This window comes from Burkholderia sp. 3C (genome assembly GCF_054589155.1).
The window spans coordinates 81,645-92,008 of record NZ_BAAILN010000119.1 but is presented as its reverse complement, the minus strand read 5'-3'; the positions used below and the strand labels follow the sequence as shown (position 1 = coordinate 92,008).

The 10,364-nt window shown below is 67.4% G+C and carries 10 protein-coding genes; 5 read left to right on the top strand and 5 right to left on the bottom strand.

Features of this window, described 5'->3' with window-relative positions; all coding sequences use genetic code 11:
• Positions 1-40: 40 nt before the first annotated feature.
• From ACYP33_RS23655 to ACYP33_RS23635, 5 genes are all read left to right on the top strand, one after another.
• Positions 41-1,348, top strand: a complete 1,308-nt coding sequence (locus ACYP33_RS23655; protein ID WP_459624159.1) for a Zn-dependent hydrolase — start codon at positions 41-43, stop codon at positions 1,346-1,348.
• Positions 1,348-2,835 (top strand): M81 family metallopeptidase, encoded by a 1,488-nt coding sequence (locus ACYP33_RS23650; protein WP_459624158.1) that lies wholly within the window; start codon positions 1,348-1,350, stop codon positions 2,833-2,835. Before ACYP33_RS23655 ends, ACYP33_RS23650 begins: the two co-directional genes overlap by 1 nt.
• 315 nt (positions 2,836-3,150) lie before the next feature.
• The gene (locus tag ACYP33_RS23645; RefSeq protein ID WP_414449164.1) at positions 3,151-4,338 is read left to right on the top strand and encodes a thiolase family protein; all 1,188 of its coding nucleotides are present in this window, start codon (positions 3,151-3,153) and stop codon (positions 4,336-4,338) included.
• 271 nt (positions 4,339-4,609) lie between these two features.
• Positions 4,610-5,389, top strand: a complete 780-nt coding sequence (locus ACYP33_RS23640; RefSeq protein WP_459624157.1) for a 2-keto-4-pentenoate hydratase — start codon at positions 4,610-4,612, stop codon at positions 5,387-5,389.
• A 93-nt stretch (positions 5,390-5,482) separates the two neighbouring features.
• Positions 5,483-6,658 (top strand): aminotransferase class I/II-fold pyridoxal phosphate-dependent enzyme, encoded by a 1,176-nt coding sequence (locus tag ACYP33_RS23635; protein WP_459624156.1) that lies wholly within the window; start codon positions 5,483-5,485, stop codon positions 6,656-6,658.
• A 20-nt stretch (positions 6,659-6,678) separates the two neighbouring features.
• On the opposite strand, the gene ACYP33_RS23630 is transcribed toward ACYP33_RS23635, so the two are convergent.
• The 5 genes from ACYP33_RS23630 to ACYP33_RS23610 are packed head-to-tail and all read right to left on the bottom strand — an operon-like array spanning position 6,679 to position 10,245.
• Positions 6,679-7,227 carry a nuclear transport factor 2 family protein gene (locus ACYP33_RS23630; RefSeq protein ID WP_459624155.1) on the bottom strand — a complete coding sequence of 183 codons (549 nt, stop codon included), beginning with the start codon at positions 7,225-7,227 and terminating at the stop codon, positions 6,679-6,681.
• Between the two features lie 52 nt (positions 7,228-7,279).
• Complete coding sequence (locus ACYP33_RS23625; RefSeq protein ID WP_459624154.1) at positions 7,280-7,684, bottom strand: winged helix-turn-helix transcriptional regulator; 405 nt, start codon at positions 7,682-7,684, stop codon at positions 7,280-7,282.
• Between the two features lie 32 nt (positions 7,685-7,716).
• Entirely contained in the window at positions 7,717-8,700 is a 984-nt protein-coding gene (locus ACYP33_RS23620) for a zinc-dependent alcohol dehydrogenase family protein (protein WP_459624153.1), read from the bottom strand.
• The gene (locus ACYP33_RS23615; RefSeq protein ID WP_459624152.1) at positions 8,697-9,089 is read right to left on the bottom strand and encodes a hypothetical protein; all 393 of its coding nucleotides are present in this window, start codon (positions 9,087-9,089) and stop codon (positions 8,697-8,699) included. The genes ACYP33_RS23620 and ACYP33_RS23615 overlap by 4 nt, the downstream gene beginning before the upstream one ends.
• A gap of 28 nt (positions 9,090-9,117) precedes the next feature.
• Positions 9,118-10,245, bottom strand: a complete 1,128-nt coding sequence (locus ACYP33_RS23610) for an oxidoreductase (RefSeq protein ID WP_459624151.1) — start codon at positions 10,243-10,245, stop codon at positions 9,118-9,120.
• Between the last annotated feature and the right edge of the window lie 119 nt (positions 10,246-10,364).

Sequence of the window (10,364 nt, the reverse complement as noted above, 5' to 3'; positions counted from 1 at the left end):
TCGCCTGAGCGACGCCGCCCCGCCAACCGAGGACACATCGATGCAAGTTCTGGATACGACCCGCGGCGCGCGCGAAGGCGCCGCGCCGGCCCTGCGCGTGAACGGCGCGCGGCTGTGGGACAGCCTGATGCAGCTCGCGCAGATCGGCGCGACCGACAAGGGCGGCGTGTGCCGCCTCGCGCTGACCGAGCTCGACCGGCTCGCGCGCGACCGTTTCGCGGCCTGGGCCGCAGAGATCGGCTGCACGGTGCGCGTGGACGCGATCGGCAACGTGTTCGCGCGGCGCGCCGGCCTGCGCGAGGACCTGGCGCCCGTGATGACGGGCAGCCACATCGACACCCAGCCCACCGGCGGCAAGTTCGACGGCAATTACGGCGTGCTGGCCGGGCTGGAGGTGCTGCGCACGCTGGCGGATGCGGGCCTGCGTACGCTCGCGCCGCTCGAGGTGGCGGTCTGGACCAACGAGGAGGGTTCGCGCTTCGTGCCGGTGATGATGGGCTCGGGCGTGTTCGCCGGCGCCTTCACGCTCGATCACGCGCTCGACCAGCGCGACCGCGAGGGCGTGTCGGTACGCGAGGCGCTGGCCGCGATCGGTTATGCCGGCGAGGCCGCCGGCCCGCATCCGGTGGGCGCGTATTTCGAGGCGCATATCGAGCAGGGGCCGGTGCTGGAAGCCAACCGGACCACCATCGGCGTGGTGCGGGCCGCGCTCGGCCAGCGCTGGTACGACGTGACGATCCACGGCATGGAGGCGCATGCCGGCCCGACGCCGATGGAGCTGCGCCGCGACGCGCTGCTGCCGGCCGCCGCGCTGATCGCCGCGGTCAACCGCATCGCGCGATCGCACGCGCCGCATGCGCGCGGCACGGTGGGCTGGGTCGACGTGCATCCGAATTCGCGCAACGTGATTCCGGGCCGCGTGACCCTGACCGTCGACCTGCGCGCCCCCGACGACGCCACCCTGAGCGCGATGGACGCCGCGCTGCGCGAGGCGTGCGCGCAGGCCGGCGCCGAGGCGGCGCTGACGATCGACGTGGAGCAGGTGGTGTATTTCCCGCCGCAGCCGTTCGACGCGAAGCTGGTGGGCGCGGTGCGCGAGGGCGCGGCGCGGCTCGGGCTGTCGGCGATGGACATCGTCAGCGGTGCCGGGCACGACGCGGTGTACCTGGCGCGTGTGGCGCCGGCCGCGATGATCTTCGTGCCCTGCAAGGACGGCATCAGCCACAACGAGATCGAGGACGCGAGCCCCGAGCACCTGGAAGCCGGCTGCAACGTGCTGCTGCACGCGATGCTCGAGGCCGCCGGCGTGGCTCCGGCCGAGGCGGCCGCTAGCGTGGAGGGCGCGTGATGCGGATCCTGATCGCGCGGATGAACCACGAGACCAATACCTTCTCGCCGGTGCCCACGCCGCTGGCCGCATTCGGCGCGAACGGGCCGAGCTACGGCGCCGAGGCGTATCGCGACAACAAGGGCATGCGCACCGCGATGGCGGCCTTCATCGACGCCGCCGAGGCTGCCGGCGCCGAGGTGGTCACGCCGATCTCGGCCGGCGCGAACCCGAGCGGGCCGGTGGCGGCCGAGGCCTATGCCGCGATCTGCGAGGCGATCGTGGCCGCCGCGCCGGGCTGCGACGCGGTGATGCTCGACCTGCACGGCGCGATGGTGGCCGAGAGCACGCCCGACGGCGAGGGCGAACTGCTGGCGCGCGTGCGTGCCGCGCTGCCGGGCGTGCCGATCGCCGTCGCGCTGGACCTGCACGGCAACGTCACGCAGGCGATGATCGATCACGCCGACATCATCGTCAGCTTCAAGACTTATCCGCACGTCGACATGTACGAAACCGGCGAGCACGCGGCGCGGCTGCTGTTCGACTCGCTCGCCGGCCGCGCCCGGCCGGTGCTGGCCTGGCGGCGCCCGCCGCTGCTCAGCTCGACGCTGCGCAGCGCCACCGCCGAGGGCGCGATGCGGCGCGCGGTGGCGGCGGCGCGCGCGGCCGAGGCCGAAGGCATGCTGGCGGTGTCGATCCTGGCCGGCTTCTCGCTGGCCGACATCGCTGCGCCCTGCATCAGCGTGGTGGTGGTCGGCGACGGCGACGCGGCGCAGGCCGAGGCGGTGGCCGCGCGGATCGCCGCCGCGATCTGGGACGAGCGCGATGCCTTCGTCTACCGCAGCCCGCCGCTGGCCGAGTCGGTGGCCGAGGCGCTGGCGCTCGCGCAAGGCGCCGACAAGCCGGTGCTGCTGCTCGACCACGGCGACAACTGCATGTCGGGCGGCACCTGCGACACCATGGATCTGCTCGAGGCCGCGCTCGCGCAGGGGCTCGACGGCCTCGTCAGCGGGCCGCTCTGTGATCCCGAGGCGGTGGCACTACTCCGGGAGGCCGGCGTCGGCGCCAACGTCACGCTGCCGGTCGGCAACAAGCGGCCGGCGCGCGACGGCTCGCAACGCGCGCCCTTCATGGCCCGGGGCACGGTGCTCGCGCTGACCGACGGCGAATACACCATCACCGGGCCGACCTATACCGGCCAGCGCGCGCACATGGGCCGCGCGGCCGTGCTCGACACCGGCGCAGCGGTGCTGGTGATCACCGAGCGCACCCACGAGCCCTGGGATCTCGGCGTGTTCGAGAGCGTCGGCGTCGATCCGCGCCGCGCCCGCTTCCTGCTGCTGAAGTCGCGCATGTACTGCCGCCCGGTGTTCGTGCCGATCTCGGCGGGCCTGGTCGAATGCGACAGCCGCGGCGTGACCGGTTCGGACTACGGATTGTTCGACTACCGGCACCTCGATCGGCCTGTCTATCCGCTCGACGCGGAGACCGGCTGGGCGGCGCGCTGAGTGTCGTCCCGGGCCGGCGCGAATTCGCGACCGGCCCGGGAAACCGTTTATCCGGGATGCACCGACTTGGCCCCGACGTCTCGCCGCCCCTCCTCCGACTGACCTGCTTCCTCCTCCCTCGACAATGACCGCTCGGCGCCCATAGCGTCCGGACGCTGGCAGCGGCGTGGGCATGCGCAATGTTTCGCACGCCATTCTGCGATCCGCACGGGAATGCACGCGCGCCCGATTTTCGATACCATTATGATAGTAAATTATCGCCTTGCGGCCCGGGCATCCACGCGAACTGCCTGCACAATCAGGAGAGCCAACAGCATGAAAATCGCACGAGAAGTCGTTCTAGCCGCGCCGGTGCGCACCGCCATCGGTACGTTCAACGGGTCCTTGAAGGAAGTGCCGGCCACGGACCTCGGCGCGCATGCCATCCAGGCCAGCCTGTCGCGCTCACGAATCGAGCCGGCGCGGGTCGCCTCGGTCGTGATGGGCAACGTGGTGCAGGCGGGCAATCGCATGAACCCGGCGCGTCAGGCCGCGATGGGCGCGGGCGTCTCGCATGAAGTGCCGGCCTTGACGGTCAATCGCGTCTGCGGCTCGGGCGCGCAGGCCATCGTCTCGGCCGCGCAGGAGGTCCTGCTCGGTTTGGCCGACGCCGCGATCGCCGGCGGCATGGAAAACATGGATCGGGCCCCGTACCTGTTGCCGGGCGCGCGCCACGGCTATCGGATGGGCGACGCCCAGGTGCTGGACAGCGTGCTGCTCGACGGTCTTTTGGATGCCTTTTCCGGTGAACACTCGGGCTGGCATACCGAAGACCTCGTCGCGCGCGAGGGCATTTCCCGTGACGCCCAGGACCGCTGGGCCGAGCGGTCGCAGCAGCGATTCGCGGCGGCGCAGCGTGCCGGCCATTTCGTGGCCGAGATCGAACCGATCGAGGTTCGCCTCGGCAAGCGCACCACCCGCTTCGACCAGGACGAGCACAATCGCCCCGACACGACGCTCGACAAGCTCGCGACCTTGCGTCCGGCATTTCGCGAAGGGGGCACCCTCACGGCCGGCAACGCGCCGGGCCTGAACAGCGGTGCGGCCGCCATGCTGGTCGTGGAGCGCGGCCTGGCCGACCGGCAGGGTATCGAGCCGTTCGCGCGGCTCGTCTCGTGGGGCGTGGCCGGCGTCGAGCCGGGGCTGTTCGGCCTGGGGCCGGTTCCGGCGATACGCCAGGCCCTGGATCGGGCCGGCTGGCGCCTCGGCGACATCGACGCGCTCGAAATCAACGAGGCATTCGCCGCAGTGCCGCTCGCCGTGATGGGCGCGCTCGGCCTGCCGGCCGATATCGTCAATATCGAGGGCGGCGCCGTCGCCCACGGGCATCCGATCGGCGCAACCGGCGCGATTCTGGCCACGCGTCTGATGCATGCGATGCGTCGCAACAACCAACGGCGCGGCGTGGTGTCGTTGTGCATCGGCGGCGGCCAGGGGATCGCGCTGGCGCTCGAACGAATCTGAACAGGCGGGTTTGAGGCAGGCAACGGCTTTTCCTGGGCGGGCAGGAAACGGGCGAAAGCAGATGTCGTTGAGGACAACGTAATTGGGCAAAGCCGATGTCCTTGACGACGAAGTGCCGGGCCAGTACCAGTTGTGTCACCAGGTGCAGCGATTGTTCCTCCTTGTCGTGTAATTAAATCGGCCCTAATCTGCTTTCCTGCGTGTTCCCTGGTAGAGCGCATTCGATGCGATCGTCGACCACACGATACGTCGATCACGAGATAACTTATTGATGACTTCACGCCTTGAACTTGCAGCGTCAGCGCTGCGGCAAGCCCGACTGACCAGCACTCCCATCGATCCTGTTTCACGCACACATGGCATCGACGATATCGAGACGGCCTATGCAGTTGCCGCAATCAATGTTGACCATGCTATCGCGGCAGGACGGCGCATCGTGGGACGAAAGATCGGTCTGACTTCCTTGGCTGTCCAGCAACAGCTTGGGGTCGACCAACCTGATTTCGGCACGCTATTTTCCGACATGGAATATGGTTCCGGGCAGACGATTTCAATTGATCGGCTGATTCAGCCAAAGGTGGAAACCGAGATAGCACTGATCCTAGGCTCGGATTTGCAGCCGGATAGCCTCACTCGGGAAATATTCGTCAGGAACATCGAGGCAGCGATTCCTGCCTTCGAAATCGTTGACAGCGCCATTGCGAACTGGGACATCACCATAGCCGACACGATCGCGGACAATGCATCTTCCGGGCTCTATGTGCTCGGAAAAACGGCGCGTAGCTTCGACGAAACCGAGTTGGCGACATGCCGAATGCAGTGCACGATGGACGGAACTGTTGTGTCGACGGGGAGCGGCGCAGCATGCTTGGGGAATCCGTTAAACGCGGCCTGGTGGCTCGTGAAGACGCTGACCTCGCTCGGACAGACTTTGCACGCTGGCGACATCATTTTGACGGGCGCACTCGGACCCATGGTGCCGCTGGAAACCCACTCGGAATTCGCAGCCGAAATTGAGGGATTCGGCACCGTTCAATTCAGAACGTCTTAACGTCCCTTCTTATTCTATTGTCAACGTGTCTGACCAGACGGCCGGACGCGCGACTGTCTCATCCCGAGCTACAACGATACGGACCTATCAAACATGCAGGATTCCTTGCGATTTACCCGACGCGCCACCGAACTGCAGCCTTTTCGCACCTTGCACCTGTTGTCGCGGGCCAAGGAACTGATCGCGGCGGGCCGCGACATCATTCGACTCGACGTCGGCGAGCCCGATTTCGGTACGCCCGCGCCGGTCCTGACCGCCGCCAGGCAGGCCATCGACGCCGGGACGGGCCGCTATACGGAGGCGGTCGGCAGGCCCTTGCTGCGTGCGGCGATCGCCGATTTCTACCGCAAGAAATACGGCGTGTCGATCGATGCCCGTCGCGTCATCGTCACCACCGGCTCGTCGGCCGGCCTGATGTTGATCATGGCGGGCTTCGTCGACGCCGGCGAATCGCTGCTGAGTGCGGTGCCCGGTTATCCGTCGCATCCAGTGTTCGCCAGCGTGGTGAACGGCGACATCGTCGGGGTGAAGGCCTCGCAGCCCGGCGCCCTGTGGGCGAGCGCGAGCGAATACGAGCAGGCCTGGTCGGAGCGGACCCGCGGGATTCTGGTCGGTTCGCCGTCGAATCCGACGGGAACCGTCATACCGTGGGATGCGGCGCGTTCGCTGATGGATCTGTCGGCGCGACACGGCGGCCTGTATATCAGCGAGGAGCTGTATCACGGGCTGAACGACGGCAGCCGCGAACACTCGGCGCTGGAGCATTCCGACGACGCGTTCGTCGTCAACAGCTTTTCGAAGTATTTCGCGATGACGGGGTGGCGACTCGGATGGATCGTGGTGCCGGAACGCGTGGTCGATCGGTGCGAGATGCTGGCGCAGCACCTTTACCTCTCCCCGCCCGACATTTCCCAGGCGGCGGCGCTGGCCTGCTTCACCGACGAGGTGGACGAGATCGCCGCGCAACGCCGGACCGAACTCGAAGCGCGTCGCGACACGATGCTGACGATGCTCGCGGAGTGCGGCTTCGAGATCGCCTATCCGCCCGACGCCGGATTGTTCGTGTTCGCCGATGCCGGCCGATTCACCGACGACAGCTATCGGTTCTGCCAGCGCCTGCTCGAGGAAGCGGGTGTGTCGGTGGCGCCGGGCATCGATTTCGGCGACTTCCCGACTCATCTGCGATTCGGGCTGTGTACCTCGCGCGAGCAACTGATTCTCGCGATGCGGCGCATCCAGGCCTTCGTCAAGGATGCGCCACGCCGATAGCAGTGAGCCGGTCGCGCCGATCAACGCTCCCCGAGCGTTGGCATATAGGGCGCGACGGCATCGGCGGCCGTGTCCTTCGGCGTCCAGGCGCGATTGGTGGTCGAGCCGCCGATATAACGCTCGTGAATTTTCCAGCCGCTGGCGGTACGGCGCAGCCGATCCCGCATCGGCGAGTAGATCCACAGGTTCGGCAGCCCCGTGTCGCTCTCCATCACCTGCCCCGCGCCGAGGCTGCGCGCCTGCTCGGGCAGCGCGTGGCGCACCAGCAGGTTCTGATATCGGACCGACACGCCGTCTTCGTCGGCATCCACGATGTGATTGGTGGCGTGGCGGCTGACGCCGGGAATCAGATACGGATAGTCGTGCTCGAAGAAATGGCGCATGGCCTCGCGCCCGCGGATCGTGCCGTGGAAGTGATAGGCCACGCCCTCCGGCAGGAACGCATCGACCATCGCATCGACATCCCAGGTTTCGAACAGCCAGTTCAGGCGATTGACGAAATCGACGGCACTCGTCCAATCGGCGGCATCGACCGTGCCGAGCGCGGGGATGGGAGGAAAGGCAAACATGGGCATGCTCCAAAGGAATGAAACGAGCAATCGGTCCGGCCGATCTCACGGCTCAAACCGAACGCTCGCGATAGCGCTCGCGCGCCTGCTTGATTTCGCCGTGGCTTTGCTCGGCCCAGGCGATCAGCATGGCCAACGGCGCCAGCATCGATTCGCCGAGCGTCGACAGCCGATACCCGACGGATGGTGGCTTGGTGGGAAACACCTCGCGGATGACGATTCCGTCTTCCTCGAGATTGCGCAAGGCATGGGTCAGCGAGCGCTTCGAGATGTCGGGCACGGCCCGCATCAGCTCGGCGAAGCGGCGCGGCCGCTCGGCCAGCGCCATCACCAGCAGCGTGCTCCATTTTTCGCCGAGGCGATCGAGCACGTCGCGCACCGGACATTGAGAGGCGATCACCGGCATGGCAAGCCAGCGGCGGTAGCTGTCGACAACCACATCATGGGTATCCGGCATGGCTCATCCCGCGGGTAAAAACAGCACCGACATCACACGCCCACCTCGTTCGCGGCATCCAGCTCGATCAAGACTTTTCCGCCGCGCATCGCATGGGCCACCGCATCGCGGATTGCTGCAAGCGGATAGACCGCCGCGACGGGCTGACGTATACCGTCCGGGCCCAATGCATCGAGCACCGAGGCGAGCACGGCCGGGACGCGGGCCGCGTTGCCCGGGCGGCCTTCGAAGAACCCGTGAACCGCGATCCGCTTGAAGATCAGATGCTGCGCCGAAATGGCCATCGGCTGATGGCTCGCCGCGCCATAGGCCACCAGCGTGCCGTCGGGCGAGAGCATCTGCGCGAGCCGCCCCGACGAGGCGCCCCCCACGCCATCGAGCGCGAGCCTGACCCGCAAGCCGGCGGGCAGGCGATCCGCCGATACGCTGGCGTCCTCGTCGAGCAGCACCAGCTCGCAACCGGCTTGCCGCACGCGTTCGACGTCCTCCTGCCTGCGCACCAGCCCGATCGTACGAAGGCCGCGCCGCGACGCAAGGCCGGCCACGCAGCAACCCAGCCCGGAGTTCGCCGCGTTGTACACGATCGCATCGCCGGGGGCGAGGTCCACGTACTCGTCGAGCAGCATCTTCACCGTCACGAGATTGATGGTGGCCATCGCCGCCTGCTGCAAATCTACGCCCGGCGGCACGGGGGTAAGTTGATCGGCACCGACAACGAGCCGTTCGCGCCAGCTCCGCGCCATGAACGGCACCACCACCGGCGTGCCCGGTGCCAAGCGCGTGACGTTTGAACCGCAGGCGAGCACCACGCCAGCGCCCTCGTTGCCCAGTACCTCCGGCAACACGGGCTGCCAGTCGTAGATGCCAAGCGCCACCATCAGATCGCTGACATTGATCGGGGCGTAGCGCATCTGCACCAGCACGTCGTCAGGCCCTAGCTGCGGCGGCTCGGCAATCTCGTGCAGTTCGATCCCTGTAACCGGATCGCCATAGGAGATCAATCGCGCGGCTTTCATGCCTCGCCCCCCGGCGGCAGGAACCAGGCTGCGTCGCACTCGGCGCCGAGCCGATCGCGCATGCCGCTCGCCATCGACAGCACCGCATCGAGCGGGCTGAACGCGATATGCAACTGCGTCACGCGTCCGTGCGCGTCGCGCAGCATCGACACGAGGCCCGACGCCGCGACGCCGTCCACCAGCCGGGCGTCGTATTCGAAGTAGCTGCGCTCGCCCACGGCGCCGAGAAATCGCGGCGTCTGACTGGCATAGTGGGCCGCGCCGGCCTTGACGATCCGGGTGACCGTCTCGCGCCCCCGCACGGGGCAACGCAACACGGAACTGATCAGGACGACGTCCTCGTCGAGATCGTCGAGAAACGGATGGCGTTTGGGTGCGGCATCGGTCATCGTGAGCGTCTCCCTTGGTTGGTCCGCATCATGCATTGCCGGCGATCGCATCGGCGGCAACCGGCAATGCCGTGGCCGGATCGCTGATCACGAGGCTGCCCAGCGAGGCCAGGTCGAATCCGCGCAAGTCTGCCAAGCGCCCTTCCCGCACCTTGTTCGGCCACGCCGGATCGGTCAGCAACGCACGACCGACGGCAACCAGATCGAACTGGCCCTCGTCGATGCCCTTGCGCAGCGCGTCGAGGCCGGCCGGGCCGGCGTTGCCGCCATTGCCGGTCAGGAGATCGGTGATGTCCGGACCGTCCAGCCCCACCGAGCCGACCGTCATGGTCGGCTTACCGCTCAAGCGTCGTGCCCAGCCGGCGAGGTTCAGCGGTGACGGCTCGAACGCGGGCTCCCAGAAGCGACGCTGCGAGGCATGGAATGCGTCGACACCGGCGTCCGACAGCACGTTGAGAATGACGCCGAATTCGTAGGGGTCCTTGGCGATCCTGGCGTCGAAGGCGCGCTGCTTGAACTGAGAAATCCGGAACAGGATCGGGAACGACGGCCCCACCGCACGACGCACTGCGCGCACCACCTCTCCGGCAAATTTCGTGCGGGCGAGCACGCTGCCGCCCCAACTGTCGCTGCGGGTATTGCGCCCTTCCCAGAGAAACTGGTCGATCAAATTGCCGTTCGCACCGTGGATTTCCACCGCATCGAATCCCAGCGCGCGCGCCGTGGCCGCCGCTTCGCCGAACGCCGCGATCGTGGCCTCGATATCCGCCACGCTCATGCCGTTCGGCTCGTCGTTCGGCACGTCCGGCGCCCCCATCTGCGCGGCATCGCGCAACGCACCCGCATGGTGCAACTGCGCCGCGATCCTGCCGCCTTCCGCGTGTACCGCCTTCACGACGGCGGACCATCCGGCGCGCGCCTCGACCGTGTGAAAGACGGGGATGCCGGGCACCTCCGCCGCCGCGGCGCGCTGCACCGCAACGGCCTCGGTGATGATGAGGCCGACTCCGCCCGCCGCGCGGGCCCGGTAATACGCGAGCACATCGTCGCCGGGCACGCCGCCGGTGCTGAAACCGCGCGTCATCGCCGACATCACGATGCGATTCGGAATCGTCAGCGCATGGATCGTGAACGGAGTGAAAAGAACGTCGCTCATGGAAATTTCCTTAGTCATACAAAATGAATGTCATCCGAAACCGGCTCGGCATCCGGCCCCCGCCGTGACGGCATCGCCGGTGAGATTGGTCAACGTGTCTTCGACGGAGACTCGGTCTC

Bases quoted from the DNA above. Each gene is read 5' to 3' on its own strand.
- ACYP33_RS23655 (WP_459624159.1), top strand. From the start codon at position 41: ATGCAAGTTCTGGATACGACCCGCGGCGCGCGCGAAGGCGCCGCGCCG.
- ACYP33_RS23650 (WP_459624158.1), top strand. From the start codon at position 1,348: ATGCGGATCCTGATCGCGCGGATGAACCACGAGACCAATACCTTCTCG.
- ACYP33_RS23645 (WP_414449164.1), top strand. From the start codon at position 3,151: ATGAAAATCGCACGAGAAGTCGTTCTAGCCGCGCCGGTGCGCACCGCC.
- ACYP33_RS23640 (WP_459624157.1), top strand. From the start codon at position 4,610: ATGACTTCACGCCTTGAACTTGCAGCGTCAGCGCTGCGGCAAGCCCGA.
- ACYP33_RS23635 (WP_459624156.1), top strand. From the start codon at position 5,483: ATGCAGGATTCCTTGCGATTTACCCGACGCGCCACCGAACTGCAGCCT.
- ACYP33_RS23630 (WP_459624155.1), bottom strand. From the start codon at position 7,227: ATGTTTGCCTTTCCTCCCATCCCCGCGCTCGGCACGGTCGATGCCGCC.
- ACYP33_RS23625 (WP_459624154.1), bottom strand. From the start codon at position 7,684: ATGCCGGATACCCATGATGTGGTTGTCGACAGCTACCGCCGCTGGCTT.
- ACYP33_RS23620 (WP_459624153.1), bottom strand. From the start codon at position 8,700: ATGAAAGCCGCGCGATTGATCTCCTATGGCGATCCGGTTACAGGGATC.
- ACYP33_RS23615 (WP_459624152.1), bottom strand. From the start codon at position 9,089: ATGACCGATGCCGCACCCAAACGCCATCCGTTTCTCGACGATCTCGAC.
- ACYP33_RS23610 (WP_459624151.1), bottom strand. From the start codon at position 10,245: ATGAGCGACGTTCTTTTCACTCCGTTCACGATCCATGCGCTGACGATT.